The organism is Pseudomonas sp. L5B5, assembly GCF_020520285.1.
Taxonomy (GTDB): domain Bacteria; phylum Pseudomonadota; class Gammaproteobacteria; order Pseudomonadales; family Pseudomonadaceae; genus Aquipseudomonas.
In genome coordinates, this window is record NZ_CP084742.1 from 4,453,305 (window position 1) to 4,478,359 (window position 25,055).

A 25,055-nucleotide genomic window follows, 5' to 3' on the forward strand; every position below is an offset into this window, starting at 1 on the left:
AGTCTTCAGGCGGTTTCGGCAACGGTGAGAATGGTCAGCAGGCCCTGGACATGCTCGGCGGCGTCGCGGCCGAGACTGGTGAGGTAGCCGCCATCGGGTTGGGTGATCAGCTCCTTGGTATACAGGCGCTTGGCGGCGGCGATGGCGGAAGGGGCGGCGGTCTGATGGATCTTCAGGCCTTCCTGGGAGCTGTCCAGGTTGAACAGTGCAAGGATTTCCAGTTCGGCAACCAACTCAGGGGTATACGACATAAGGACTCCAGACTTTCTATGAATGAAAGGTCAGCGTTCTTAAGGTGACCGCACGACGGCGGTGTGTCCAGCGTTCGCTGAGTACTTTTGCGAGCCCTTGCAGCGGTGTTTGGCCGCAGGGTGGTTGCAGTGTAGTCAGCAGGCGGGTGTCACGTCGTGGCGACGGGACGGAGCGCCGCGTGATGCCGCGCTCCTGCAGGCAGGTTTCACTGCTTTTCGGGAGGCAGTTCCGGCAGGGCACGCAACGCGGCTTCGTACCACTGGGTATCGAAGGGGCGGTCCTGTTCGAGGATCGCATCGATCTCGATCGCCAGCACATGGGCCATCAGGTTGAGGATTTCCTCTCGCTCGTAGCCCACCAGGGTCAGCTTGTTGAACGTGGCCTTGGCCGCTGGCGGGTTGTCGCCTTCGATCTGGTTCTCGATGGCCTCGATCAGGGTGTTTTCGGCGAACTCTTCTTCGTCGTTGTCGATATCGGTCGGCTCGCTCATGGCAGGCTCCTCAAGGAAAGGCGCCAGTCTACCCGGATTTCGGCACGCCATGCTTGGCCCGGGGAGGGTTAAGCTTCCATGAAACAGCCGACCCCTGCACGGCCTGGAGGCAATGGAATGTTCAAGCTTTATGGGTTCGCCATCAGCAACTACTACAACATGGTCAAGCTGGCCTTGCTGGAAAAGGGCCTGCCATTCGAAGAGGTGCTGTTCTACGCCGGCCAGGGGCCCGAGGCGCTGGCCATCAGCCCCCGGGGCAAGATACCGGTGCTGGAGGTGGAACAGGGTTTCATCAGTGAAACCAGTGTGATCCTCGATTACCTGGAACAGGTCCGGCCCGAACCGGCGCTGCTGCCGAAGGAGCCTTTCGAGCGTGCCCAGGTGCTGTCGCTGGCCAGGGAGATCGAGTTGTACATCGAGTTGCCGGCCCGGGCCTGCTTTGCCGAAGTCTTTTTCGGTGCGACCTTGCCCGAGGCGATCAAGGAGAAGGCCGGAATCGAATTGTTGCAGGGATTTGCCGCGTTGCACCGGCATGCCCGGTTCGACCCTTATGTGGCCGGAAGCGACTTGAGCCTTGCGGACCTGTACTTCCAGTACAGCGTGAGTCTTGCCCTGGTGGTCGGGGACAAGTTGTTCGGGGTCGATTTCCTGGCCCGGATGCCCGAGGCCAGAGCGCTGTTGCAGCGCCTGGAACAAAGGCCCCATGCCCGGCGGATCGCCGCCGACAAGGCCGCGATGCTGGCCGCGCGAAACGGCTGATCCACTTGCGCCCGCCCAGGCTTCAGCCGGGGCGGGCGTCAAGCGATCTAGCGGCTGGCCAGCAGCGCCTGGCCGCGGGCCACGGCCGCGATGACCTGGGCCGGCGCGGTGCCGCCGATGTGGTTGCGGGCATTCACCGAACCTTCCAGGGTCAGGACGGCAAACACGTCCTGCTCGATCTGCTCGCTGAACTGGCGCAGTTCTTCCAGGCTCATCTCGGCGAGGTCCTTGCCGGTCTCCACACCGTACTTCACGGCGTGGCCGACAATTTCGTGGCAGTCACGGAATGGCAGGCCACGGCGCACCAGGTAGTCCGCCAGGTCGGTGGCCGTGGAGAAACCGCGCAGGGCTGCTTCACGCATGATCGCGTGCTTGGGCTTGATGGCCGGGATCATGTCGGCGAAGGCCCGCAGCGAGTCGCGCAGGGTATCGGCGGCGTCGAACAGGGGTTCCTTGTCTTCCTGGTTGTCCTTGTTGTAGGCCAGGGGCTGGCCCTTCATCAGGGTCAGCAGGCCCATCAGGGCGCCGAATACCCGGCCGCTCTTGCCCCGCACCAGTTCCGGCACGTCGGGGTTTTTCTTTTGCGGCATGATCGAGCTGCCGGTGCAGAAGCGGTCCGGCAGGTCGATGAACTGGAATTGCGCGCTGGTCCACAGCACCAGCTCTTCGGAGAAGCGCGACAGGTGCATCATCGCCACGCTGGCGGCGGCGCAGAATTCGATGGCGAAGTCCCGGTCCGAAACGCTGTCCAGCGAGTTGCCGCCCACGGCTTCGAAGCCCAGCAGTTGGCAGGTCAGTTCGCGGTCGATCGGGTAGGTGGTGCCGGCCAGCGCAGCGCTGCCCAGGGGCATGCGATTGGTGCGCTTGCGGCAGTCCACCAGGCGCTCGTAGTCACGGCTGAGCATTTCGAACCAGGCCAGCATATGGTGGCCGAAGGTCACGGGCTGGGCGGTCTGCAGGTGAGTGAAGCCCGGCATGATGCTCTCGGCTTCGCGTTCGGCCAGCTCCAGCAGGCCTTTTTGCAGGCGAGTGATTTCAGCCAGGATCAGGTCGATCTCGTCCCGAAGCCACAGGCGGATGTCGGTGGCCACCTGGTCGTTGCGGCTGCGCCCGGTGTGCAGCTTCTTGCCGGTGATGCCGATGCGGTCGGTCAGGCGCGCCTCGATGTTCATGTGCACATCTTCCAGGTCCACGCGCCAGTCGAAGCTGCCGGCCTCGATCTCGCCCTGGATGGTCTTCAGCCCGTCGACGATGCTGTCGCGCTCGGCGTCGGTGAGCACGCCGACCTTGGCCAGCATCGTGGCGTGGGCGATGGAGCCCATGATGTCGTGGCGATACAGGCGCTGGTCGAAATTGACAGAGGCGGTGAAGCGGGCGACGAAGGCGTCGACGGGTTCACTGAAGCGGCCGCCCCAGGACTGATTGGTCTTGTCAGTGCTCATGAATTCGCTCGTGATCTGCTGAAGGAAGATGGCGTGAAAAACAGTCGCCGATGATAGCAGGGTTGCCCGGGCTGTCGCTGGCACTGGTCGACAGCTTTTTGCGTGCGACCCCGGGACAGCTTGTCGCCGGCCCTGGCGGCGCGGAGACTGGAACCGGTGCGTCAGTGCGAGGTCGGTTGTCTGAGTACGGAAGGTGATATCGATCAAACGATATTTACCGATTGAGCAATATCGTCTTGGCAACCGTCTACAGTTGGACAAGAGGAACGGCGCAATCACGCGGTATCCCCCCGGGTGCCCGCGACAGGTCGTTCATCGAGTTCATACCGCGCATGGGCCATGCAACCCGTCCACTAAACGAGACCGGGTGCGGCCAGGTTGGGCGCCGGCCATAAACGAGGGGGCTTCGTGTTGAATTCCAGCATTCCCTGCGACCTTGTCGCGCATCCAGCAGCCCGAAGCGGCATCGGGCAGGTACGGGTAAATATTGGTACCCGACTTGCGGCACTTTTTGGCCTTCGCACTAGTCTTAGCGTGGATCGCCGTGACGGACGTCACTCCACCTGTCTACGCTATCCTTGTGCGAGACTCACGCAGGAATCCAGCGCAATATGAATGTCCTGATCGTTGATGACGAACCCCAAGCCCGCGAGCGCCTGATCCGCATGATCGGCGAGCTCGAGGGGTACAGTGTCCTGGAGCCCAGCGCCACCAATGGCGAAGAGGCATTGAGCCTGATCGACAGCCTGAAGCCGGACATCGTCCTGCTCGATGTGCGCATGCCTGGCCTGGACGGCCTGCAGGTCGCCGGCAAGCTGTGCGAGCGTGAGACGCCCCCGGCGCTGGTATTCTGCGCAGCTCCGGAGGAGTTTGCCCTCGAAGCGTTCAACGACAGCAGCGTGGGGCATCTGGTCAAGCCCGTGCGCCCGGAGCTGTTGCTGGAAGCTTTGAAAAAGGCCGAGAAGCCCTCCCGGGTTCAACTGGCCGCCCTGACCCGGCCCGCAGCGGAAACGGGCAGTGGTCCGCGCAGTCATATCAGTGCCCGCACCCGCAAGGGCATCGAACTGATTCCCCTGGCCCAGGTGGTGTACTTCATTGCCGATCACAAATACGTGACCTTGCGCCATGAGGGCGGCGAAGTATTGCTCGATGAGCCACTGAAGGCCCTGGAGGACGAGTTCGGCGAGCGCTTCGTGCGGATTCACCGCAATGCCCTGGTGGCCCGCGAGCGCATCGAGCGCCTGCAACGCACGCCGCTGGGGCATTTCCAGCTGTACCTCAAGGGACTCAACGGCGATGCGCTGATTGTCAGTCGACGCCATGTGGCGGGCGTGCGCAAGATGATGCAGCAGCTCTAGGGCGGGGGCCGGGACATGCCAGCAGGGAAGCCTGGCAGCGCGAGGGTGCCGGGTTTCTGACACAAGTCAAAGCTGCTTTGGCTGAGCTGTTATCATCTGCCGTATCTATTCAGTACGGATTGATCCATGTCCTCTCGCGAAATCCGCATCGCTACCCGCAAAAGTGCTCTGGCCTTGTGGCAGGCCGAATACGTCAAAGCCCGCCTGCAAGAGGCCCATCCGGGTCTTGTCGTGACCCTGGTGCCCATGGTCAGCCGCGGCGACAAGCTGCTGGACTCGCCCCTGTCGAAAATCGGCGGCAAGGGTCTGTTCGTCAAGGAGCTGGAAACCGCGCTTCTGGAAAACCAGGCCGACATCGCCGTGCATTCGATGAAGGATGTCCCCATGGACTTCCCCGAAGGCCTGGGCCTGTTCTGCATCTGTGAGCGTGAAGACCCGCGTGATGCCTTTGTCTCCAACACCTACCCCAGCCTCGACGAGTTGCCCGAGGGTAGCGTGGTGGGTACTTCCAGCCTGCGCCGTCAGGCCCAGTTGCTGGCTCGCCGCCCCGACCTGCAGATCCGCTTCCTGCGGGGCAACGTCAATACTCGCCTGGCCAAGCTGGATGCCGGCGAGTACGACGCGATCATCCTGGCTGCGGCAGGCCTGATTCGCCTGGGTTTCGAAGATCGTATCCGTTCCTCCATCAGTGTCGAGGACAGCCTGCCGGCTGGCGGCCAGGGTGCGGTCGGCATCGAATGTCGCAGCGCCGACAGTGAAATCCACGCGCTGCTGGCGCCGCTGCACCATGCTGACACCGCCAGCCGAGTGAGCGCCGAGCGGGCGCTGAACAAACACTTGAACGGCGGCTGCCAGGTGCCCATTGCCTGCTACGCGGTCCTGGAAGGCGACCAGCTCTGGTTGCGCGGCCTGGTGGGCGAGCCGAGTGGCGGTGTGCTGCTCAGTGCCCAGGCCCGGGCCCCGCGTGCCTGTGCGTCCGAGCTGGGCGTGCAAGTGGCGGACGACCTGCTGGCCCAGGGCGCCGGTGACATCCTGCGCGCGGTCTATGGCGAGGCTGGACAAGAGTGACCGGCTGGCGCCTGCTGCTGACCCGGCCGGCCGAGGACTGCGCCACACTGGCGGCGACCCTGGCCGAGTCGGGAGTGTCCAGCAACAGCCTGCCCCTGCTGGAAATCCAGGCCCTGCCCGTGACTGATGCACAACGTTCGATCCTGCTGGAGCTGGATCGTTATTGCGCAGTGATCGTGGTCAGCAAGCCAGCGGCCAACCTTGGCCTCGAGCTCTTGCGTCTGTATTGGCCGCAGCCACCAGCCCAGCACTGGTTTTGTGTGGGGGCAGGCACTGGCCAGATCCTGGCGGATGCCGGGCTGCCGGTGTTCTATCCCCAGGCGGGCGATGACAGTGAAGCCTTGCTCGAACTTCCCCAATTGCGCGAGGCTATCGGCCAGCCCGACCCCAGGGTGCTGATCGTGCGCGGAGAGGGCGGGCGTGAACTGCTGTCTGAGCGCTTGCGCAGTCAAGGTGCTAGTGTCGATTATCTGGAACTCTACCGTCGGTGCCTGCCTCATTACCCCGAGGGTGCATTGCTCCAGCGGATCCTTGGGGAACGCTTGAACGGGCTGGTGGTCAGCAGTGGACAGGGTTTCAGCCACCTGCAGCAATTGGCCGGCCCTGCCTGGCCGCAGCTGGCGAAGATGCCGTTGTTTGTTCCAAGCCCACGGGTCGCCGACATGGCGCGTGCCGCCGGGGCGGAAACAGTTGTGGATTGCCGCGGCGCCAGTGCCGCGGCTTTGCTAACGGCGTTACGGGAGCAACCCGTGCCCGTTCTCTAAACGCAAAGGATGGATACGTGAGCGAAACAGCCTTGCCTAAAGATGAAGCCCAGCCGGTGCCCCAGGCGCCGGCTGAACCCGTGGCCCCAACCGTTGAGCGTCGTGGCAACGGGTTGGCGATACTGGCCCTGCTGCTGGGGGCGGCGGGTGTCGCTGTCGGCGGCTGGGGGATCTGGCAGGTGCGCAGCCTGCAGGCCAACAACCAGCAACAGTTGAGCCAGTTGCAGGCACTGGGCGACCAGGCGCAGAGCTTCAAGCTCAGTGAGCAGCGCCTGAGCGCGCGCCTGGAGCAGTTGCCGGCGGCCGACGAGCTGGAAGACCGGCGTCGCCTGGTCGCACAGCTGCAAGGTGACCAGCAGCGCCTGAACCAGCGCCTGGAGACCGTGCTTGGCGCCAGCCGCAAGGACTGGCGCCTGGCCGAGGCCGAGCACCTGTTGCGCCTGGCCAGCCTGCGTCTCTCGGCATTGCAGGACATCACCAGTGCCCAGGCGCTGGTCCAGGGCGCCGACGATATCCTGCGCGAACAGAACGATCCGGGCGCCTTCGCTGCCCGCGAGCAACTAGCCAAGAGCCTGGCGGGCCTGCGCAGCACAGAACAGCCGGATCGCACCGGCCTGTTCCTGCAACTGGGCGCCCTGCGTGACCAGGTGCTGGAACTCAGCGCCGTGGCCCCGGAATACAAGGACCGTGGCGACTCTTTGCTGGGGTTGACCGCCGACGGCGACGGCGCCAGCCGCTGGGCACAGTGGTGGGACCAGGTCTCCCGTTACTTCCGTATCGACTTCAATGCCGACAAGAACATTCGTCCGCTGCTGGCCGGCCAGGGGCTGACCCAGGTACGCCTGGCCCTCAGCCTGGCGCTGGAGCAAGCGCAGTGGGCAGCGCTCAACGGCCAGGCACCGGTCTATACCCAGGCGCTGACCGAAGCCCGCGATGTGCTGACCAGCCACTTCAATCAGGACAACCCACAGAGCAAGCTCATGCTCGAGCGCCTGGCCGAGCTGGGCAAGCAACCAGTGACCGTGGTCACGCCGGACCTGGCCAAAACCCTGGGTGCGGTCCAGGCCTACCTCGAGCGGCGTAACCTCAGTGTCGAGGAGTCGGTCAAGCCCCTGGCCAAGCCCGCGGCAAGCACCGCCCGGGAGACCAGCCCATGAAGCGTGCCTATGTGATCGTCCTGCTGCTGATCGCGGCCATCGGCCTGCTGGGGCTGGCCATCGCTGAACATCCCGGCTACGTGCTGATCGCCTACAGCAGCTTTCGTTATGAATCGAGCCTCTGGGCGACCCTGGCCCTGGTGGCGCTCGTCTGGCTGTTGATCTGGGGCATCAAGCTGCTGGTGGAGCTGGTGATGGTTTCCGGGGGCGTGGTCAATCCGTGGTCGCGACGCAATCGCAGCCGTCGAGTGCAGATCGCCATCGAGCAAGGCCAGATGGACCTCGCGGAAGGACGCTGGGCCAGTGCCCAGAAGCACCTGCACCGTGCCGCCGAAGCCGAGCGTCAGCCGTTGCTGTATTACCTTGGCGCGGCCCGGGCGGCCAACGAACTGGGTCATTACGACGAGTGCGACAGCCTGCTGGAGCGGGCGCTGACCCGCCAGCCCCAGGCCGAACTGGCCGTGGCGCTGAGCCACGCCCAGCTGCAGACCGATCGTGGCGACACCGAGGGTGCGCTGGCTACCCTGCAAGCCATGCATGATCGCCATCCCCACAGTGTCCAGGTCCTGCGCCAGTTGCAGCGCCTGCATCAGCAGCGTGGCGACTGGCCGGCGCTGATCCGCCTGCTGCCCGAGCTGCGCAAGGACAAGGTCTTGCCTGCCGCTGAGCTGCAAGAGCTGGAGCGCCGGGCCTGGGGTGAGAACCTGGGACTGGCTGCGCGTCGCGAGGAGGATCAGGCCTCGGCCCTGCAATCGCTCAATCGCGCCTGGCAGCAACTGACTGCGGCCCAACGCCAGGAGCCGCAACTGGTCCTGGCCTATGCCGAGCAATTGCGTCAACTGGGTGCCGGGGCCGAGGCCGAAGAGGCGCTGCGCACGGCGATCAAGCGCAAGTACGAAAGCCACCTGGCACGGTTGTATGGTCTGGTGCGTGGTGGTGATCCTGCGCGTCAGTTGCAGACTGCCGAGCACTGGCTCAAGGAGCATGCGGATGATCCAGGCCTGCTGCTGACCCTGGGACGCCTGAGCCTGCAGAACAGTCTCTGGGGCAAGGCCCGTGACTACCTGGAGAGCAGCTTGCGCCTGCAGCGCAATCCCGAGGCCTGCGCCGAACTGGCTCGCCTGCTGGCGCAGCTGGGTGACACCGAGCGCAGTAACCAGCTGTTCCAGGAAGGCCTGGGATTACTGGACGAGCGCCTGCTGGCTGCACCGTTGCCGGTTCCGGCGCGGACCTGAAGCCTTGTCAGGGCCGGTTGCCTGTTCCGGGCAACCGGTCTTTTTCTTGCTGCGGTAACCTGGCTGCTGGCCGATCGGTCGTCGATCGGTTGCGACCTGGCGCTCCTTGAAAGGAGCGAGCGCTTTCTCTACCGTGGCTGCCTGTTTCTTCCGTTACGGATATCTCATGTCGCTGGCCGGCTCTCGCTCGCTGTTCTCCCTGGTATTTTTGGTGGGGGCCTTCGCCTCGTGGGCGGCCTTCAACCTGCAAGCCGGAGGCGGCCTGGAGTCCTGCCCCTTGTGGGGCGTGCAGCGAGTGCTGATGCTGGTGCTCGGCGGCGTCAACCTGCTGGCCGTTGTCCAGGGGCCAATGCGCTGGGGGCGCCCGCTGTATTGGGGAGCGAACCTGCTGCTGGGTGTGCTCGGCGTGATCACTGCGGGGCGCCATGTGCTCTTGCAGAATATCCCCTCCGAACAATTGCTGGCCTGCTTGCCGGACATGCCGTTCATGCTGCGCAATCTGTCCTGGTGGCAGGCGCTGCAATTGATCTTCATGGGAACTGCGGACTGCGCCGAGGTCTCCTGGACCTTGCTCGACTTGAGCCTGCCGGAGTGGAGCCTGCTGCTTTTCCTGCTCGTCCTGGTCTTCAGCAGCTATCGCCTGTTGCGTTCCCTGGGGGCTGCCCGCAAGGCTGCTGTGTTGCCCTGAGTCATTGTTTGGCCGGGGTTGGCGGATTAAACGCTTGTATGAACTTTATCTCCTGCGTACCTTGAAGCTGTTGTCGCGCGGGCATAATCTGGCCCGCACCTGCCACTCTAATTCGCTTGCTCGATGCCGTTGCGCCTGACCTGGTCCAGGGTCTCCATTGGGGGATGGCGGTCAATGGCATGACCCTTGAGGGAAGAGAGATCACCATGCTCGAAAGTTGTCAGAATGCTCAGGAACGCTGGGGTGGAGTTCATCTGCTGATCGACCGCTGGTTGCAGGCGCGTCATGAACTGGTTCGAGCCTATGATGTGCTGGGTGCCGAACCCGAGGCGCTGAGCAAGAGCAAGAAGCCCCTGCAAGAGTTTTGCGGGCTCCTGGTGGACTACGTGTCCGCCGGTCATTTTGAAATCTACGAACAGCTGACTGGCGAAGCCAAGGCTTTTGGCGACACGCGCGGGCTGGAGCTGGCCGACACCCTCTATCCACGCATCGACGTGATCACCGAGAAGCTCCTGGCCTTCAATGACCTGTGTGATGCAGGGCAGTGCGTGGCGCAAAAATTCAAGGAGCTGGGTGGCCTGTTGCATGAGCGTTTCGAGCTCGAGGATTGCCTGATCGAAGTGCTGCACAATGCCCATAAGCAGCAAGCGGTGGCCCAGGCCTGAGAGCAGGTCCTGGTGGCAAAGGAAACGGCACGCCAAGGCGTGCCGTTTTCGTTGCTGGCGTTCAGCCGGCGACGGCTAGCAACTCGATCTCGAATACCAGTGGCGTATAGGGCGCGATCAAGTCGCCGGCACCTTCGGTGCCGTAGGCCTGGTTGGCGGGAATCACCAGGCGCCACCTGGCTCCGACAGGCATCTGCGTCAGGGCACTGCGCCAGCCGGCTATCACGCTGTCCAGGCGGAACCATTGCGGCTGCTGAGCCTGGTCGAACACGGTGCCATCGGGCAGTCGTCCGGTGTAGCGCACCTGGACCGAACCGTTGGGAGTGGGCTTGTTGCCGCTGCCGGGGGCCAGCTCGGTCAGCAGGATGCCATCTGCCAGTTGGCGAACTCCGGGCTTGGCTTTTTCCTGGTCGAGAAAGCGTCGTTCGTTTTCCAGTGCAGCTTCGGTCTGCGACTTGGCCGACTGCTCACTGGTTCGGGCGTCGTGCTGGGCGAGGATCTGCTCGATGCGCTCGGTCTTCAGTGCCAGGGGCTTGCCCTGGTACGAGGCTTTCAGGCCTTCGACCAGCGCCTGGATCTGCAGGTCGGGGACTTCGTCGCGCAGCCTTTCGCCGAGGCTTGCACCCAAGCTGTAGGCAAGATCGTGGGCGTCGTTGGGCGGCGGTTCGACAGCGGCCTGGGCCAGCGGCAAGAACAGGCTCAAGGACAAAAACAGGTAACGCGACATGGGCACTCTCCGGCCTGAGTAGCGGTGGATTATGCCAGCGCCGAAGCCCTTGTTGGTGGGCAACTTCCATGGGCTCGAAGAACATTTTCAATCGGCTGCAACGCCGGGCTTTCGATACTGTCAACATGACCTAGCGGCGGTAGCAGCAGAGGTCTAGTATGAGCCGCAACTCACGTCAGCCAGGAGGTAAACCATGTCGGCCAATAAGAAGCCTGTAAATACTCCGTTGCACTTGCTCCAACAGTTGTCGGGCAGCTTGCTCGAACACTTGGAAAACGCTTGTTCCCAAGCCTTGGCTGATGCTGAAAAACTGCTCGCCAAGCTGGAGAAACAACGAGGCAAGGCCCAGGAAAAACTGCACAAGTCGCGCACCAAACTGCAGGACGCCGCGACAGCTGGCAAAGCCAAGGCACAAGCCAAGGCCAAGACCGCAGCGAAAGAACTCGAAGACTTGCTGGACGCCTTGAAAGAGCGCCAGGCACAAACCCGCAGCTACATCCTGCAGCTCAAGCGTGATGCCCAGGAAAGCCTGAAGCTGGCGCAAGGCGTTGGCAAGGTGAAGGAAGCTGCAGCCAAGGCGCTGAACACTCGTGAGGCCAAACCGGCAGTGGTTGCCGCGAAGAAGCCGGCGACCAAGCCAGCGGCTAAACCTGTCGCCAAGGCCGCCGCGAAACCAGCAGCCAAACCGGCTGCCAAGGCTGCTGCGAAACCCGCTGCCAAGCCTGCGCCAGCCAAGACTGCCGCAGCTAAACCTGCTACGAAACCAGCAGCCAAACCTGTCGCCGCCAAGCCCGCTGCAGCCAAGCCAGCCGCTAAACCGGCCGCCAAGGCCGCCGCGAAACCAGCAGCCAAACCTGCTGCCAAGCCGGCACCGGCCAAGACTGCTGCAGCCAAGCCCGCGCCAGCAAAGCCAGCCGCCAAACCTGTGGCCAAGGCTCCAGTGAAGGCACCGGCCAAACCGGCTGCCAAGCCCGTTGCTGCGGCCAAGCCTGCGGCATCCTCGGCCGCCAAGCCTGCCGCTGCCAAACCTGCGGCCAAACCCGCCGTGAAGAAGCCTGCCGCCAAACCTGCGGCCGCCAAGCCAGCGACCAAGCCTGCCGCCGCCAAACCAGTCGCGGCCAAACCCGCTGCACCAGCCGCCAAGCCAGCGCCGGCAGCGCCAGCAGCTTCGTCGGCTCCTACCGCAGCAAGCACTCCGGCCGCTGCTCCAGCGACCCCAGCTGCCAGCACCCCCTCCAGCGCGTCCTAAGCGTTAGCCACCGCGGCGCGCAGCACTTGCAATGCGTCGCGGTCGGCGGCTTCGGTCGCCAATCCTTGCAACCAGTGGTCCAGGCTCCGCTCCTGGGTTTCGGGCCAGCTTCGCACCTGCTCCTGTAACCGCCACAGCAACTGTCGTTCGGCTTCCAGCTCCAGGGTCTTGAGCTGCTCGCGCAATGCGCCCAGGTCGGCATCCGCACTGGCCGCCACACGCCAGCCGATCCGCAGTTCCCGCAGTGGCTGGACCACGTCCCGCTGCCATGGCGCGGCCAACGCCTTGAGTTGTGCCAGGCGCTGCCCATTGCATTCCACGCCCCGCCAACCCAGCCATGCGCCACAGAGCATCAGGCATACATCGGCGCCGTCATCCTGCAAGCGCAGGCAGGCTTGCTGTACGCCGGGCAGGGCATAGGTCTTGAGGGAAAAACTCCATAGATCAGAGGACATAGTGCTACTCGCGCCAGTTGCGAGCGAAGCTGGTAGACTCCGCCGCCATTATGATTCGACTTCAGAACCTGACTTTACAGCGTGGTCCGCAACGTCTGCTAGAAGACGCCGAGCTGACCCTGCACGCCGGCCAGAAAGCCGGCCTGATCGGTGCCAACGGTGCCGGAAAATCCAGCCTGTTCGCCTTGCTACGCGGTGAGCTGCACCCGGATTCGGGTGACTGCTTCCTGCCCGCCGACTGGCGCATCGCCCACATGCGCCAGGAGGTCGATACCCTCGAACGCCTGGCAGTGGACTATGTGCTCGATGGCGACCTGCGCCTGCGCGAGGTGCAGCGCGACCTGGCTGTCGCCGAAGCGGCCCAGGACGGCTCAGCCCAGGCACGACTGCATGCCGAGCTCGACAGCGCCGACGGCTATACCGCCGATGCCCGGGCACGCAAGCTGCTGGCTGGCCTTGGGTTCACCAACGAACAGATGGACCGTCAGGTCGGCGACTTCTCCGGGGGCTGGCGGATGCGCCTGAACCTGGCCCAGGCGCTGATGTGCCCGTCGGACCTGTTGCTGCTCGACGAACCTACCAACCACTTGGATCTTGACGCCATCATCTGGCTCGAAGAGTGGCTCAAGGGTTATCCCGGCACTTTGCTGCTGATCTCCCACGACCGGGACTTCCTGGATGCGGTGGTCGATCACGTGGCTCACGTCGACCAGCGCAAGATCACCCTCTATCGCGGTGGCTATAGCGCGTTCGAGCGCGCTCGGGCCGAGCGCCTGGCCCAGCAGCAGCAAGCCTACGAGAAGCAGCAGGCCCAGCGCGCGCACATGGAAAAGTACATCGCCCGCTTCAAGGCCCAGGCCACCAAGGCCCGCCAGGCACAGAGCCGGATCAAGGCCCTGGAACGCATGGAGGAGCTGTCGGCGGCCCACGTCGATTCGCCGTTCGACTTCACCTTCCGCGAGTCGACGAAGATCTCTAGCCCGCTGATCGACCTCTCCGATGCCCGCCTGGGTTATGGCGAGCGCGCAGTACTGGAGAAGGTCAAGCTGCAACTGACCCCGGGTGCGCGGATCGGTCTGCTGGGCCCCAACGGTGCCGGCAAGTCGACCCTGATCAAGAACCTATCCGGTGAGCTGTCGCCGCTGTCCGGGCGCCTGACCCGGGGCGAGAACACCGTTGTCGGCTACTTCGCCCAGCATCAGCTCGACTCCCTGGACTCCAAGGCCAGCCCCTTGCTGCATCTGCAGCGGCTGGCGCCCACCGAGCGTGAGCAGACCCTGCGCGATTTCCTCGGCGGCTTCGATTTCCGTGGTGCGCGGATCGATGAGCCAGTGCTGAATTTCTCCGGTGGCGAGAAGGCCCGCCTGGCCCTGGCGCTGATCGCCTGGGAGCGGCCGAACCTGCTGCTGCTCGACGAACCGACCAACCACCTGGACCTGGAGATGCGCCTGGCCCTGACCATGGCCCTGCAAGAGTTCAGTGGGGCGGTACTGGTGGTTTCCCACGATCGTCATTTGCTCAAGAGCACCACCGACAACTTCTTCCTGGTGGCGGACGGCAAGGTCGAAGAGTTCGACGGTGACCTGGACGACTACACCCGTTGGCTGGTGGAGTACCGCCAGCGCAATGCCCCGGTCAGCAACACCCCGGTCAATCCGGACAAGACCGACAAGAAGGCCCAGCGTCAGGCCGCCGCTGCTCTGCGCCAGCAACTGGCGCCGCACAAGCGCGAGGCCGACAAGCTGGAAGCCGAGTTGGGCAAGGTCCATGAGCGCCTGGCCAAGATCGAGGCCAGCCTCGGCGACAGCGGTCTGTACGAGGCTGCGCGCAAGGACGAACTGCGGGACCTGCTGGCCGAGCAGGCCAAGCTCAAGGTCCGTGAGTCCGAGCTGGAAGAAGCCTGGATGCACGCTCTGGAACTGCTGGAAAGCATGCAGGCCGAGCTGGAGGCGCTGTCCTGATGGAGGCGCTGCAATTGCCGCTGCCGGCGCAGTGGGTCGGTCCGTTGTGGCTTGGCGTGCAGATCCTGCTGATTCTCCTGGCGGGCTACCTGGCCCAGCGCTTCGTCGCCCGTGGCCTTACCCGCCTGGGCCAGCGGTATCCATTCCCGCCGCAGTTGCTGATGCCTCTGCGCGGTGGCCTGCGTTGGCTGATCATGGGCAGCGCGGTGATCTTCGTGCTGGAGCGCCTGGGCGTGTCCGCCACCGTGTTGTGGACGGCACTGTCGGGTTTCGTCGCGGTGGCAGCCGTGGCGTTCTTCGCCATGTGGAGCGTGCTCTCCAACCTGCTGTGCGCGATCCTGATCTTCACTGTCGGCCCGTTCCGCCTGGGCGATGTGGTGGAGCTGGTGGATACCCTGGACAAACCGGGGATCAAGGGTCGGGTGGTGGCCATCAATCTGCTGTACACCACGTTGATCGAGCCTGAGGAAGCCGGCACCGGCAGCGCCATGGTGCAGGTGCCCAACAGCCTGTTCTTCCAGCGCTCGGTGCGCCGCTGGCGTGGTGCCGATGTGCTGTCCGTGGGTATCGACGAAAAGTAACCCCTGTCTCCATAGCCGCTGTCGCAGGCTGCGATAAGCGCCGCACGGGCGGCAGCAGCTAAAGGGCCATGCATCACTTCTCGATGAAAAAAACATGGTCAGCCACGGGTCTGAGGATTAGCTTAGGCAGTCACGACCAAATTCGATCCGAGGTGTGCGATGGCTTTTGAGACATGGCTGGCTTTTTTTGCTGCCAGTTGGGTGATCAGTCTTTCTCCCGGGGCAGGTGCCATTGCGTCCATGTCCTGTGGCCTGCAGTACGGTTTCTGGCGCGGCTACTGGAACGCCCTGGGCCTGCAGCTGGGCCTGGCCATGCAGATCGCCATTGTCGCGGCCGGTGTTGGCGCCATCCTGGCGGCCTCTGCGACGGCCTTTTATGCGATCAAGTGGTTTGGCGTGGCCTACCTGGTGTACCTGGCGGTCAAGCAATGGCGAGCGCTGCCCAGCGACCTCAGCGATGATGCTGCCATCCGCCCCATCGGCAAGCCCCTGGCGCTGGTGTTCCGCGGCTTCCTGGTGAACATCAGTAACCCCAAGGCCCTGGTGTTCATGTTGGCAGTCCTGCCGCAGTTCATCGACCCCCACGCGCCGCTGGTCAAGCAGTACCTGATTCTCGGCGCCACCATGATAGTGGTCGACCTGATCGTCATGGCCGGCTACACCGGGCTGGCGTCCAAGGTCCTGCGGCTGTTGCGCACCCCGGTCCAGCAGCGGCGGATGAACCGCACTTTCGCCGGGTTGTTCATCGGCGCCGCGGGCTTCCTGGCGACCCTTCGCAAAGCGGCGGCCTAGGTTTTCCAGGTACAAAAAAGGCGACCCCACGGGTCGCCTTTTTTATTGGCGTGCGGCTTGGCGCAGGATCACCGGGGCGTTCTCGAAGGTGCGGGGCTGATCAGGCAGAAGGCCGCGCTGGTCCCGCGACCGCGGCGAATTCGCAGGGGAAAGGTCAAGGGCAAGGGCGGGGCCGGCAGAGGATGAAGATGTTTCAGCGAGCCGATAAACCTTGAGTGAAACTGATTGGGAGGGAACAATATGTTACTTCGTATTTCCCCTTGAGAATCATTCATGACTGCCCCTTCCCGTTTACTGGCGCTGCTGGTACTGCCGGTACTGGTGTTCTGCAGCTTCAACCTTCTGGCCGATACCGTCGATGGCGCTCCCAAGGCCTTGCACCTGCTGGACTACATTGGGGCGGACTACCCCGCCACAGTGGAGGATGGCAAGGTCATCGACGAGTCCGAATACCGCGAGCAGGTGGAGTTTCTCGGCGTCTTGCAGGGGCTGATCAGCGATCTTCCCGCCAAGCCGGAGAAGGCCGAGCTGGAACAGGGCATCGCCAGCCTGCGCAAGGCGGTCGCCGATCGTGTGGAAGGCAACCAGGTCGCGCACCTGGCGCGGCAGATGGGAGCCCGGCTGGCTGTGGCCTACGAGGTGAGCCAGGCCCCGATCATCACCCCGGACCCTTCCCGTGGGGCGCCGCTGTATGCCCAGCACTGTTCGGTGTGCCATGGCCAGCAGGGCGCTGGCGACGGCCCGGCAGGCCTGGGCATGACGCCGCCTCCGGCCAACCTGCGCGATACGGCGCGCCTGGATCGGTTGAGCCTGTACGCCATCTACAACACCCTGGGGCTGGGCGTGGAAGGCACCGACATGCCGTCCTTCGCCGATCAGCTGGATGATCGCCAGCGTTGGGACCTGGCCACCTACATCGCCAGCTTCAGTGCCGACCCGGCCGCGTCCAAGGGCGAACAGAATTTCAACCTGGCCGATCTGGCCCGCCAGACCCCGGGCGAGGTGCTGGCCGCCCAGGGGCCCCAGGCCGCCGCGACCTTCCGCGTGCAGCGGGCCCAGCCGCCGCAGGTCAAGCGTGGTCCGGGCCAGTTGCTGGACTACACCGCCTCGACCCTGGACAAGAGCCTGGCGGCCTACCGCAGCGGCGATCATGAGCAGGCCTACGACCTCTCGGTGGCGGCGTACCTGGAAGGTTTCGAGCTGGTGGAAAGCTCCCTGGACAACGTCGATGCCGCCGTGCGCAAGGACACCGAGAAGGCCCTGATGGCCTACCGGCAGTCGCTGCAGGACGGGCTGCCGGTGGAGCAGGCCGAGCAGCGACTGGACGCTGCCAAGGCCAAGCTCGAGGAGTCCGCCGGGTTGCTGGGTGGCGACAGCTTGAGCTGGTCCCTGAGTTTCATTTCCGGCTTGCTGATCCTGCTGCGTGAAGGCCTGGAGGCCATCCTGGTGCTGGCGGCGATCCTGGCCTTCCTGCGTAACACCGGCCAGCAGTCGGCGGTACGCAGCGTCAACGTCGGCTGGGGCCTGGCCCTGTTGGCCGGCCTGGGTACCTGGGCCTTGGCGGCTTATGTGATCGATGTCAGCGGTTCCCAGCGTGAACTGCTCGAGGGGGCCACGGCGCTGTTCGCCAGCGTCATGGTGCTGTGGCTCGGCGTGTGGATGCACGACCGCCGGCACGCCGCGGCCTGGCAGGACTACATCAAGAGCAGCCTGGTGGGCGGCGGCGGTCGCTTCGGTTTTGCGGTACTGGCGTTCTTCTCCGTCTATCGCGAGCTGTTCGAAGTGATCCTGTTCTACGAAACCCTGTGGTTGCAGGCCGGCCCTGCCGGGCACAACGCGGTGCTGGCTGGCGGCGCCACGGCCCTGGTGCTGCTGGTGGGCCTGGCCTGGGTGATCCTGCGGGGTTCGGCCAAGCTGCCCCTGACGCTGTTCTTCAGCATCAACGCGGCGCTGTTGTGCGCCTTGTCGGTGGTCTTCGCCGGCCATGGCGTCAAGGCGTTGCAGGAAGCGGGGATCTTTGGTACCCGGCCGGTGCCGTTCTTTGACTTCGACTGGCTGGGTATCCATGCCGACGCCTATTCGCTGGGAGCCCAGGCGGTGGCGATCCTGGCGATCGTGGTGCTCTACAGTCGCAGCCGAATGAGCGAGAAGCGCCGCTTGCAGGTTTCCTGAATCCGGCTTCAACGATCGCGGGCAAGCCTGTTCCAGTAGCGGCTTGCCCGTTTTGCATTCTGTAAGGAGAACATCAATGCGTGTCTGGATCGATGCCGACGCATGCCCCAAGGCGGCCAAGGAACAGGTGGTGCGTTTTGCCCTCAAGCGCCAGTTCGAGGTCCTGCTGGTAGCGGGACAGCCGCAGATCAAGCCGCCGTTCGCCTGCGCCAAGCTGATCGTGGTGCCCAGTGGCCCGGATGCGGCGGACGATTATCTGGTCGAGCACGCGGTGCCTGGTGACCTGGTGATCTGCAGCGATGTCCCCCTGGCCGATCGCCTGGTGAAAAAGGGCGTGGCGGCGCTGGACCCTCGGGGCAAGGAGTTCGATGCACAGAACATGGGAGAACGCCTGGCAGTGCGCAACCTGTTCACCGACCTGCGCGAGCAGGGCCAGGTCAGTGGAGGGCAAGCGCCTTATGGCGATCGGGAGAAGCAGGCGTTCGCCAATGCCTTGGACAGGATCCTGACCCGGTTGGCGCGCCAGGCCTGACGTGGCCAGGAAGCTCAGGCTCTCCGGCCACAGGAGTTGGAGTTACTGCTGGTCTTCGTGGGTCAGCTCCAGTACCCGGTCCACCAGCTTGTTGATGCCCGAGGCAGCCTGGCTGATGGACTGCGCCAGCATGTAGGCGGGAGTGGTCACCAGCTTGCGCGCCTTGTCCTCGACGATCTCGTCCACTGCGCATTCGGCATGACTGGCGCCCATCTTGCCCAGGGCCGCGGCGGTATCGGCATCGTTGCCAATGGTGCAGGTCACGCCCGGGCCGTAGATCTTCGCGGCCATGGCCGGGGCGATGCACATCAGGCCCACTGGCTTGCCGGCTTCGGCAAAGGCTTCGGCCAGCGCCAGGACGTCGGCCTGTACCGAACAGGCAGCGCCTTGGGTGGCGAAGCTGGAGAGGTTCTTGGCTGCGCCGAAGCCCCCGGGAACGATCAGCGCGTCGAAGTCCTCGGCATTGGCATCGCGCAGGTCCTTGACCTCGCCACGGGCGATACGCGCCGACTCCACCAGTACATTGCGGGTCTCGGGCATGGTTTCCCCGGTCAGGTGGTTGAGCACGTGCATCTGGGGAATGTTCGGGGCGAAACACTGCACCTGGGCACCACGTTGATCGAGGCGCAGCAGGGTGATTACGCTTTCGTGGATCTCGGCGCCGTCGAAGACACCGCAACCGGAAAGAATCACTGCAACTTTTTTGCTCATGGGGTTTTCTCCAGGTTCATCGCGCTAAATGCCCGTCAGTTTGTCACCAGTCGCCGGGCAGGGGTATCACGACCAGGCAGGGACTTGCCGAAGGCTATGGCGCATCGGCCATGTAGCCTTGGAAAACGGGCGGATGCGCGAGTTCAAGCATTTGGAAGGGGCGGGCTGCCCTGAACAGCAGGCTGCGGCGACGGTGGGACGTCGCCGCGTGTGGCGGGGCTTACTCGGTCGGCTTCTTGTGCAGTTCGGCCTGTTCGGCCTCGTAGATCTGCTTGGCCAGGCGGGCGTTCTTGAAACGCCGTCGCAGCCAGAGGCACAAGCCCAGTACCAGCAGCGCGCCCAGCACCCACAGCTCGTACTTCTTGATGCTGCCGAGCATGCCTTCCATGACCGCGCCGAAATGGTAGGCCGCCTGCGCCAGGGCCACGGCCCAGATTGCCGCGCCGATGCCGTTGAGCAACAGGTAGCGGCCCGGCGGATAGCCGGAGAGACCGATGGCCACTGGCATGACGGTGCGCAGGCCGTAGACGAAGCGGAAACTCAATACCCAGATGTCCGGGTGCTTGCGAATGTGCTCCAGCGCCCGGTCACCCATCATCTGCCAGCGCGGCTTGCGCGCCAGCAGCTTGCGGCCATGCTTGCGCCCCAGGAAGTACCACAGCTGGTCACCGGCATAGCTGCCAAAGAAGGCAACCACCATCACCAGGTTGATATCCATGTATCCACGGAACGCTAGAAACCCGGCTAGAACCAGAATGGTTTCGCCTTCGAAAAACGTACCGAGAAAGAGGGCGAAGTAGCCGAAATCCTGAAGAAATTGTTGGAGCATTGTCTGGATGCTGGCGAAATGAACGCGCAGCCTACCCCTTCGACGGCGCGGGGGAAAGTATCCAAATGTGTCTCGACGTGAACAATTCCCCTCAATGACAATGAGTGTTGCTGCCGGTCAACAGCTTGAGCATAACTGTCATCTGTTCGTCATAATGCCCGCTTATAACTGTCACGCTCGCCCGCCAGCGCGGGCCATGGAGTCCGTCGTGAGCTTTACCCCTGCCAATCGCCTGTTTCCGGCCACTCGTCTGCGGCGCAACCGTCGTGATGACTTTTCCCGACGTCTGGTGCGCGAGAATCGGTTGAGCGTGGACGACCTGATCCTGCCGGTATTCGTGCTCGACGGTGAGAATCGTCGCGAGGCGGTGGCCTCGATGCCTGGCGTCGAGCGCTTGAGCATCGACCTGCTGCTGGAAGAAGCGGCGCACTGGGTCGAGCTGGGGATTCCCGCCCTGGCCCTGTTCCCGGTGACGCCCGGGGAACTCAAGTCCCTGGATGCTGCCGAAGCCTGGAATCCGCAGGGCATTGCCCAGCGCGCGACCCGTGCCTTGTGTGAACGGTTCCCGGACCTCGGGGTGATCACCGACGTCGCCCTCGATCCGTTCACCACCCATGGCCAGGATGGCATTCTCGACGAGCATGGTTATGTGCAGAACGACATCACGGTCGATGCCCTAGTGCTCCAGGCCCTGTCCCATGCCGAGGCCGGTGCCCAGGTGGTGGCGCCGTCGGACATGATGGACGGCCGCGTCCAGGCGATCCGCGAAGCCCTGGAGCTGGCCGGACACGTCAACGTGCGGATCATGGCCTACTCGGCCAAGTACGCCAGTGCCTACTACGGGCCCTTCCGCGATGCGGTGGGGTCGGCGCTCAACCTGGGCAAGGCCGACAAGGCTTCGTACCAGATGGACCCGGCCAACGCCGAGGAAGCCCTGCATGAAGTGGCGGCGGACCTGGCGGAAGGGGCGGACATGGTCATGGTCAAGCCGGGCATGCCCTACCTGGACATCCTCTGGCGGGTCAAGGACGCCTACAAGGTGCCGACCTTCGTCTATCAGGTCAGCGGCGAATACGCCATGCACATGGCGGCGATCCAGAATGGATGGTTGGGTGAGGGGGTCGTTCTCGAGTCCCTGACCGCTTTCAAACGTGCGGGTGCCGATGGCATCCTGACTTACTTTGCCGTTCGTGCTGCTCAATTGTTACGAGAGCAAAAATAGCCCTCCCAGGAACACGCGATGAATACTGAAGGACTCTCAGAAGTTGCCGTAAAAGAAGCTCAGCCCGTGGTCGAGCAAGTGACCGAGACCCCGCCGGAACTGGAGCCTGCTCCCGCGGCTCCGGTGGCCGAGGCGCAACCGGTGCCGGCCATCGTCATCCCCAACCTGGATGACAGCAGCCTGTACATCCACCGCGAGCTGTCGCAACTGCAGTTCAACATCCGCGTGCTGGAGCAGGCGCTGGACGAGTCCTATCCGCTGCTGGAGCGCCTGAAGTTCCTGCTGATCTTTTCCAGCAACCTGGACGAGTTCTTCGAGATCCGTGTTGCCGGCCTGAAGAAGCAGATCACCTTTGCCCGCGAACAGGCCGGCGCCGACGGCCTGCAGCCCCACCAGGCGCTGGCACGCATCAGCGAACTGGTGCACGGTCACGTCGACCGCCAGTACGCGATCCTCAACGACATCCTGCTGCCGGAACTGGAAAAGCATCAGATCCGCTTCATCCGTCGCCGCTACTGGACCACCAAGCTCAAGACTTGGGTACGCCGCTACTTCCGCGACGAGATCGCGCCAATCATCACCCCCATCGGCCTGGACCCGACGCACCCGTTCCCGCTGCTGGTGAACAAGAGCCTGAACTTCATCGTCGAGCTGGAAGGCATCGATGCCTTCGGTCGCGATTCCGGCCTGGCGATCATCCCGGCGCCGCGCCTGCTGCCCCGGATCATCCGGGTGCCGGAAGAAGTCGGCGGCCCCGGCGACAACTATGTATTCCTGTCGTCGATGATCCATGCACACGCCGATGACCTGTTCCAGGGCATGAAGGTAAAAGGCTGCTATCAGTTCCGCCTGACCCGTAACGCCGACCTGGCGGTGGATACCGAGGACGTCGAAGACCTGGCCCGCGCACTGCGCGGCGAACTGTTCTCGCGTCGCTACGGTGACGCGGTGCGCCTGGAAGTGGCCGACACCTGCCCGAAACACCTGTCGGACTACCTGCTCAAGCAGTTCAACCTGCACGAGACCGAGCTGTACCAGGTCAACGGCCCGGTGAACCTGACGCGCCTGTTCAGCATCACCGGCCTGGACAGTCATCCGGAGTTGCAGCACCCGCCGTTCACCCCGCAGATTCCCAAACTGCTGCAGAACAGCGAGAACATCTTCAGCGTCATCAGCAAGCAGGACATCCTGCTGTTGCACCCCTTCGAATCCTTCACGCCGGTGGTCGACCTGCTGCGCCAGGCGGCCAAGGACCCGCACGTGCTGGCGGTGCGCCAGACCCTGTATCGCTCCGGTGCCAACTCTGAGATCGTCGACGCCCTGGTGGATGCGGCGCGCAACGGCAAGGAAGTCACCGCGGTGATCGAGTTGCGGGCGCGTTTCGACGAAGAGTCCAACCTGCAGATGGCCAGCCGCTTGCAAGCGGCCGGTGCGGTGGTGATCTACGGCGTGGTGGGTTTCAAGACCCACGCCAAGATGATGCTGATCCTGCGGCGCGAGCAGGGTGAGATCGTGCGTTATGCGCACCTGGGCACGGGTAACTACCACGCGGCCAACGCTCGCCTGTACACCGACTACAGCCTGCTCACCTCCGACGACGCCTTGTGCGAGGACGTCGGCAAGCTGTTCAGCCAGCTGATCGGCATGGGCAAGACCTTGCGCATGAAGAAGCTGCTGCATGCGCCGTTCACCCTGAAGAAGGGCATGCTCGACATGATCGCCCGGGAGACCCAGTTCGCCCTGGACGGCAAGCCGGCGCACATCATCGCCAAGTTCAACTCGCTGACCGATCCGAAGATCATCCGTGCGCTGTACAAGGCCAGCCAGTCCGGCGTGCGCATCGACCTGGTGATACGTGGCATGTGCTGCCTGCGTCCGGGCATTGCCGGGGTGTCGCACAACATCCATGTACGGTCGATCATCGGCCGCTTCCTGGAGCACACCCGGGTGTTCTACTTCCTCAATGGTGGCGAGGAGCAGATGTTCCTTTCCAGCGCCGACTGGATGGAGCGCAACCTCGACAAGCGGGTCGAGACCTGCTTCCCGGTGGAGGGCAAGAAGCTGATCCTGCGGGTCAAGAAGGAGCTGGAGAGCTACCTGACCGATAACACCCACAGTTGGAGCCTGCAGTCCGACGGTCGTTATATCCGTAATACGCCGACCGGCAACCAGAACCCGCGCAGTGCCCAGGCCACGCTGCTGGAACGTCTCGGCAGCCCGGTATTGCCGGTGCGCTAAGCACGACCGGCAACAAAAAAGGCCAGCCCGGATTGCCCGGCTGGCCTTTTTTGTTGCCTGTGAGGCGGGCTCAGCCGACGTTGAGCACGATGCCGACCCGGGTCAGCCATTCCGACTCGAGGGCGAAGTCCGCCTGGGTCAGCTGGTTTTCATCCAGCCAGTTGGCCGGGAACTTCACGTTCAGCTGGTCGCCGCTGGCGCTGAGCTTCACCTGGGGCATCTGCTGGGTACCGCGGATGTGATGGAACAGGATGGCGAAGCGCAGCAACACGCACAGACGAATCAGCTTGATGCCGTCGTCGCCGAACTCGGCGAATTTTTCCTTGGGAATGTTGCGGCGGTGGCCGCGTACCAGCAGGGCCAGCATCTGCTGGTCCTCCCGGGAGAAGCCGGCCAGGTCCGAGTGCTCGATCAGGTAGGCGCCGTGCTTGTGGTAGTGATAGTGGGCAATGTCCAGCCCCACCTCATGTACCTTGGCGGCCCAGCCCAGCAGTTCACGCCAGATGCCATCCTCCAGGTCCCAGTCGGCCGCGACCTGGTCGAAGGAGCGCAGGGCCTTGCCCTCGACCCGCGAGGCCTGTTCCAGGTCCACGTGGTAGCGCTCCATGAGCGAGCCGAGGGTGCGCTCGCGGACGTCTTCATGGTGATGGCGACCCAGCAGGTCGTAGAGCACGCCTTCGCGCAAGGCTCCTTCGCAGTGGTCCATGCGTTGCAGTTCCAGGGCGTCGAAGATCGCTTCGAGAATCGCCAGGCCGGCCGGGAAGATCGCCCGGCGGTCGGGCTTGATGCCTTCGAAGTCGATTTTCTCGGCATCGCCGAGCTTGAACAGCTTGCGCTTGAGCCAGGCCAGGCCTTCGGCATTGACCTCGCCGTTGCCCTGGCCCCCAGCCTTGAGAGCCAGGCCGATGGCACGGATGGTCCCGGAGGAGCCGATGGCTTCGTCCCAGGTCAGGCGATGCAGCGCGTGCTCGATGCTCATGATTTCCAGGCGCGCGGCGGTATAGGCCTGGGCGTAGCGAGCGGGCGTGATCTTGCCGTCGCGGAAGTAGCGCTGGGTGAAACTCACGCAACCCATTTGCAGGCTTTCACGCAGCAGGGGTTCGAAGCGTTGGCCGATGATGAATTCGGTGCTGCCGCCGCCAATGTCGGCCACCAGGCGTTTGCCCGGGGTGTCGGCGAGGGTATGGGACACGCCGAGGTAGATCAGCCGGGCTTCTTCACGACCGGAAATGACTTCCACCGGGTGCCCGAGGATCTCTTCGGCGCGGCGGATGAATTCGCCACGGTTGCGGGCTTCGCGCAGGGCGTTGGTGCCGACGATGCGCACGGTGCCCTGGGGCATGCCGTTGATCAGCTGGGCGAAGCGCTTGAGGCAGTCGAGCCCGCGCTGCATGGACTCTTCGTTGAGCTGGCGTTCTTCATTGATGCCGGCGGCCAACTGAACCTTTTCACCCAACCGTTCGAGAATGCGGATTTCACCGTTCCGGGCCTTGGCCACGACCATGTGAAAGCTGTTGGAGCCCAGATCGATTGCGGCGATCAGGGACAGATTCTTGGCTTGGGATTGGGGCATGGCTGGGGGTCTCGGTCGATAACCTCGCCATCCTGCCACGATCAACGGCTCGCGCCAACGCACAGTGGCCAATGCGTTGATTCAACGCACAAAAGCCTGCGCCAGGCGGCATTCTCCTGGTCGCTGGCTATGCCT

General features: G+C 63.8%; 24 protein-coding genes. 16 read left to right on the forward strand and 8 right to left on the reverse strand.

The window, feature by feature from the left end:
• Positions 1–5: 5 nt before the first annotated feature.
• Both LGQ10_RS20285 and LGQ10_RS20290 read right to left on the reverse strand, forming a co-directional pair.
• Positions 6–251, reverse strand: coding sequence for a TIGR02647 family protein (locus LGQ10_RS20285; RefSeq protein ID WP_058434806.1), 246 nt, complete (start codon positions 249–251; stop codon positions 6–8).
• Between the two features lie 206 nt (positions 252–457).
• The gene (locus tag LGQ10_RS20290) at positions 458–742 is read right to left on the reverse strand and encodes a hypothetical protein (protein ID WP_058434805.1); all 285 of its coding nucleotides are present in this window, start codon (positions 740–742) and stop codon (positions 458–460) included.
• A gap of 117 nt (positions 743–859) precedes the next feature.
• Here LGQ10_RS20290 and LGQ10_RS20295 point away from each other — a divergent pair, with 117 nt between their 5' ends.
• Complete coding sequence (locus LGQ10_RS20295) at positions 860–1,501, forward strand: glutathione S-transferase family protein (RefSeq protein ID WP_226523005.1); 642 nt, start codon at positions 860–862, stop codon at positions 1,499–1,501.
• A gap of 47 nt (positions 1,502–1,548) precedes the next feature.
• Here LGQ10_RS20295 and argH read toward each other — a convergent pair whose 3' ends face one another.
• A complete protein-coding gene (gene argH / locus LGQ10_RS20300; RefSeq protein WP_226523006.1) occupies positions 1,549–2,943 on the reverse strand; it encodes an argininosuccinate lyase in 1,395 nt (464 codons plus the stop codon).
• Between the two features lie 611 nt (positions 2,944–3,554).
• Here argH and LGQ10_RS20310 point away from each other — a divergent pair.
• The 7 genes from LGQ10_RS20310 (at position 3,555) to LGQ10_RS20340 (ending at position 9,878) form a co-directional block, all read left to right on the forward strand.
• Positions 3,555–4,301, forward strand: a complete 747-nt coding sequence (locus tag LGQ10_RS20310) for a LytR/AlgR family response regulator transcription factor (RefSeq protein WP_058434802.1) — start codon at positions 3,555–3,557, stop codon at positions 4,299–4,301.
• A 126-nt stretch (positions 4,302–4,427) separates the two neighbouring features.
• On the forward strand, positions 4,428–5,369 hold the full coding sequence (gene hemC / locus LGQ10_RS20315; RefSeq protein WP_058434801.1) for a hydroxymethylbilane synthase: 942 nt from the start codon (positions 4,428–4,430) through the stop codon (positions 5,367–5,369).
• The gene (locus tag LGQ10_RS20320; RefSeq protein ID WP_226523007.1) at positions 5,366–6,133 is read left to right on the forward strand and encodes a uroporphyrinogen-III synthase; all 768 of its coding nucleotides are present in this window, start codon (positions 5,366–5,368) and stop codon (positions 6,131–6,133) included. Before hemC ends, LGQ10_RS20320 begins: the two co-directional genes overlap by 4 nt.
• A gap of 17 nt (positions 6,134–6,150) precedes the next feature.
• Positions 6,151–7,290 carry a uroporphyrinogen-III C-methyltransferase gene (locus LGQ10_RS20325; RefSeq protein ID WP_058435491.1) on the forward strand — a complete coding sequence of 380 codons (1,140 nt, stop codon included), beginning with the start codon at positions 6,151–6,153 and terminating at the stop codon, positions 7,288–7,290.
• Entirely contained in the window at positions 7,287–8,525 is a 1,239-nt protein-coding gene (locus LGQ10_RS20330; protein ID WP_226523008.1) for a heme biosynthesis protein HemY, read from the forward strand. The genes LGQ10_RS20325 and LGQ10_RS20330 overlap by 4 nt, the downstream gene beginning before the upstream one ends.
• Before the next feature lie 166 nt (positions 8,526–8,691).
• Positions 8,692–9,213, forward strand: a complete 522-nt coding sequence (locus LGQ10_RS20335; protein ID WP_058435489.1) for a disulfide bond formation protein B — start codon at positions 8,692–8,694, stop codon at positions 9,211–9,213.
• Between the two features lie 206 nt (positions 9,214–9,419).
• Positions 9,420–9,878, forward strand: a complete 459-nt coding sequence (locus LGQ10_RS20340) for an Rsd/AlgQ family anti-sigma factor (protein WP_058435488.1) — start codon at positions 9,420–9,422, stop codon at positions 9,876–9,878.
• Between the two features lie 61 nt (positions 9,879–9,939).
• On the opposite strand, the gene LGQ10_RS20345 is transcribed toward LGQ10_RS20340, so the two are convergent.
• The gene (locus LGQ10_RS20345) at positions 9,940–10,605 is read right to left on the reverse strand and encodes an FKBP-type peptidyl-prolyl cis-trans isomerase (protein ID WP_058435487.1); all 666 of its coding nucleotides are present in this window, start codon (positions 10,603–10,605) and stop codon (positions 9,940–9,942) included.
• A 193-nt stretch (positions 10,606–10,798) separates the two neighbouring features.
• Here LGQ10_RS20345 and LGQ10_RS20350 point away from each other — a divergent pair, with 193 nt between their 5' ends.
• On the forward strand, positions 10,799–11,854 hold the full coding sequence (locus tag LGQ10_RS20350; RefSeq protein ID WP_226523009.1) for an AlgP family protein: 1,056 nt from the start codon (positions 10,799–10,801) through the stop codon (positions 11,852–11,854).
• Here the strand turns inward: LGQ10_RS20350 and LGQ10_RS20355 are convergent.
• On the reverse strand, positions 11,851–12,309 hold the full coding sequence (locus tag LGQ10_RS20355) for a TIGR02444 family protein (protein ID WP_226523010.1): 459 nt from the start codon (positions 12,307–12,309) through the stop codon (positions 11,851–11,853). The genes LGQ10_RS20350 and LGQ10_RS20355 overlap by 4 nt on opposite strands.
• Positions 12,310–12,359: 50 nt before the next feature.
• Here LGQ10_RS20355 and LGQ10_RS20360 point away from each other — a divergent pair, with 50 nt between their 5' ends.
• The 5 genes from LGQ10_RS20360 (at position 12,360) to LGQ10_RS20380 (ending at position 18,347) form a co-directional block, all read left to right on the forward strand.
• Positions 12,360–14,270 carry an ATP-binding cassette domain-containing protein gene (locus tag LGQ10_RS20360; RefSeq protein WP_058435484.1) on the forward strand — a complete coding sequence of 637 codons (1,911 nt, stop codon included), beginning with the start codon at positions 12,360–12,362 and terminating at the stop codon, positions 14,268–14,270.
• Positions 14,270–14,851, forward strand: a complete 582-nt coding sequence (locus tag LGQ10_RS20365) for a mechanosensitive ion channel family protein (protein ID WP_058435483.1) — start codon at positions 14,270–14,272, stop codon at positions 14,849–14,851. The genes LGQ10_RS20360 and LGQ10_RS20365 overlap by 1 nt, the downstream gene beginning before the upstream one ends.
• Positions 14,852–15,010: 159 nt before the next feature.
• Positions 15,011–15,643 carry a LysE family transporter gene (locus LGQ10_RS20370; protein ID WP_058435482.1) on the forward strand — a complete coding sequence of 211 codons (633 nt, stop codon included), beginning with the start codon at positions 15,011–15,013 and terminating at the stop codon, positions 15,641–15,643.
• A gap of 273 nt (positions 15,644–15,916) precedes the next feature.
• Positions 15,917–17,815, forward strand: coding sequence for a cytochrome c/FTR1 family iron permease (locus tag LGQ10_RS20375; protein ID WP_226523011.1), 1,899 nt, complete (start codon positions 15,917–15,919; stop codon positions 17,813–17,815).
• 76 nt (positions 17,816–17,891) lie between these two features.
• Complete coding sequence (locus LGQ10_RS20380; protein WP_058435480.1) at positions 17,892–18,347, forward strand: YaiI/YqxD family protein; 456 nt, start codon at positions 17,892–17,894, stop codon at positions 18,345–18,347.
• Between the two features lie 42 nt (positions 18,348–18,389).
• On the opposite strand, the gene elbB is transcribed toward LGQ10_RS20380, so the two are convergent.
• Both elbB and LGQ10_RS20390 read right to left on the reverse strand, forming a co-directional pair.
• Positions 18,390–19,058, reverse strand: coding sequence for an isoprenoid biosynthesis glyoxalase ElbB (gene elbB, locus LGQ10_RS20385; RefSeq protein WP_058435479.1), 669 nt, complete (start codon positions 19,056–19,058; stop codon positions 18,390–18,392).
• Positions 19,059–19,278: 220 nt separating this feature from the next.
• Complete coding sequence (locus LGQ10_RS20390) at positions 19,279–19,887, reverse strand: DedA family protein (RefSeq protein WP_058435478.1); 609 nt, start codon at positions 19,885–19,887, stop codon at positions 19,279–19,281.
• 208 nt (positions 19,888–20,095) lie between these two features.
• Here LGQ10_RS20390 and hemB point away from each other — a divergent pair, with 208 nt between their 5' ends.
• Positions 20,096–21,109, forward strand: coding sequence for a porphobilinogen synthase (hemB, locus tag LGQ10_RS20395; protein WP_226523012.1), 1,014 nt, complete (start codon positions 20,096–20,098; stop codon positions 21,107–21,109).
• Positions 21,110–21,127: 18 nt separating this feature from the next.
• A complete protein-coding gene (gene ppk1, locus LGQ10_RS20400; protein ID WP_058436632.1) occupies positions 21,128–23,347 on the forward strand; it encodes a polyphosphate kinase 1 in 2,220 nt (739 codons plus the stop codon).
• 70 nt (positions 23,348–23,417) lie between these two features.
• On the opposite strand, the gene ppx is transcribed toward ppk1, so the two are convergent.
• Positions 23,418–24,920 (reverse strand): exopolyphosphatase, encoded by a 1,503-nt coding sequence (gene ppx / locus LGQ10_RS20405; protein ID WP_058436631.1) that lies wholly within the window; start codon positions 24,918–24,920, stop codon positions 23,418–23,420.
• Between the last annotated feature and the right edge of the window lie 135 nt (positions 24,921–25,055).

What these genes read in the sequence shown, in the direction of transcription:
- LGQ10_RS20285 (WP_058434806.1), bottom strand. Translation starts at nt 251, where the DNA reads ATGTCGTATACCCCTGAGTTGGTTGCCGAACTGGAAATCCTTGCACTG.
- LGQ10_RS20290 (WP_058434805.1), bottom strand. Translation starts at nt 742, where the DNA reads ATGAGCGAGCCGACCGATATCGACAACGACGAAGAAGAGTTCGCCGAA.
- LGQ10_RS20295 (WP_226523005.1), top strand. Translation starts at nt 860, where the DNA reads ATGTTCAAGCTTTATGGGTTCGCCATCAGCAACTACTACAACATGGTC.
- argH (WP_226523006.1), bottom strand. Translation starts at nt 2,943, where the DNA reads ATGAGCACTGACAAGACCAATCAGTCCTGGGGCGGCCGCTTCAGTGAA.
- LGQ10_RS20310 (WP_058434802.1), top strand. Translation starts at nt 3,555, where the DNA reads ATGAATGTCCTGATCGTTGATGACGAACCCCAAGCCCGCGAGCGCCTG.
- hemC (WP_058434801.1), top strand. Translation starts at nt 4,428, where the DNA reads ATGTCCTCTCGCGAAATCCGCATCGCTACCCGCAAAAGTGCTCTGGCC.
- LGQ10_RS20330 (WP_226523008.1), top strand. Translation starts at nt 7,287, where the DNA reads ATGAAGCGTGCCTATGTGATCGTCCTGCTGCTGATCGCGGCCATCGGC.
- LGQ10_RS20335 (WP_058435489.1), top strand. Translation starts at nt 8,692, where the DNA reads ATGTCGCTGGCCGGCTCTCGCTCGCTGTTCTCCCTGGTATTTTTGGTG.
- LGQ10_RS20340 (WP_058435488.1), top strand. Translation starts at nt 9,420, where the DNA reads ATGCTCGAAAGTTGTCAGAATGCTCAGGAACGCTGGGGTGGAGTTCAT.
- LGQ10_RS20345 (WP_058435487.1), bottom strand. Translation starts at nt 10,605, where the DNA reads ATGTCGCGTTACCTGTTTTTGTCCTTGAGCCTGTTCTTGCCGCTGGCC.
- LGQ10_RS20350 (WP_226523009.1), top strand. Translation starts at nt 10,799, where the DNA reads ATGTCGGCCAATAAGAAGCCTGTAAATACTCCGTTGCACTTGCTCCAA.
- LGQ10_RS20355 (WP_226523010.1), bottom strand. Translation starts at nt 12,309, where the DNA reads ATGTCCTCTGATCTATGGAGTTTTTCCCTCAAGACCTATGCCCTGCCC.
- LGQ10_RS20360 (WP_058435484.1), top strand. Translation starts at nt 12,360, where the DNA reads ATGATTCGACTTCAGAACCTGACTTTACAGCGTGGTCCGCAACGTCTG.
- LGQ10_RS20365 (WP_058435483.1), top strand. Translation starts at nt 14,270, where the DNA reads ATGGAGGCGCTGCAATTGCCGCTGCCGGCGCAGTGGGTCGGTCCGTTG.
- LGQ10_RS20370 (WP_058435482.1), top strand. Translation starts at nt 15,011, where the DNA reads ATGGCTTTTGAGACATGGCTGGCTTTTTTTGCTGCCAGTTGGGTGATC.
- LGQ10_RS20375 (WP_226523011.1), top strand. Translation starts at nt 15,917, where the DNA reads ATGACTGCCCCTTCCCGTTTACTGGCGCTGCTGGTACTGCCGGTACTG.
- LGQ10_RS20380 (WP_058435480.1), top strand. Translation starts at nt 17,892, where the DNA reads ATGCGTGTCTGGATCGATGCCGACGCATGCCCCAAGGCGGCCAAGGAA.
- elbB (WP_058435479.1), bottom strand. Translation starts at nt 19,058, where the DNA reads ATGAGCAAAAAAGTTGCAGTGATTCTTTCCGGTTGCGGTGTCTTCGAC.
- LGQ10_RS20390 (WP_058435478.1), bottom strand. Translation starts at nt 19,887, where the DNA reads ATGCTCCAACAATTTCTTCAGGATTTCGGCTACTTCGCCCTCTTTCTC.
- ppk1 (WP_058436632.1), top strand. Translation starts at nt 21,128, where the DNA reads ATGAATACTGAAGGACTCTCAGAAGTTGCCGTAAAAGAAGCTCAGCCC.
- ppx (WP_058436631.1), bottom strand. Translation starts at nt 24,920, where the DNA reads ATGCCCCAATCCCAAGCCAAGAATCTGTCCCTGATCGCCGCAATCGAT.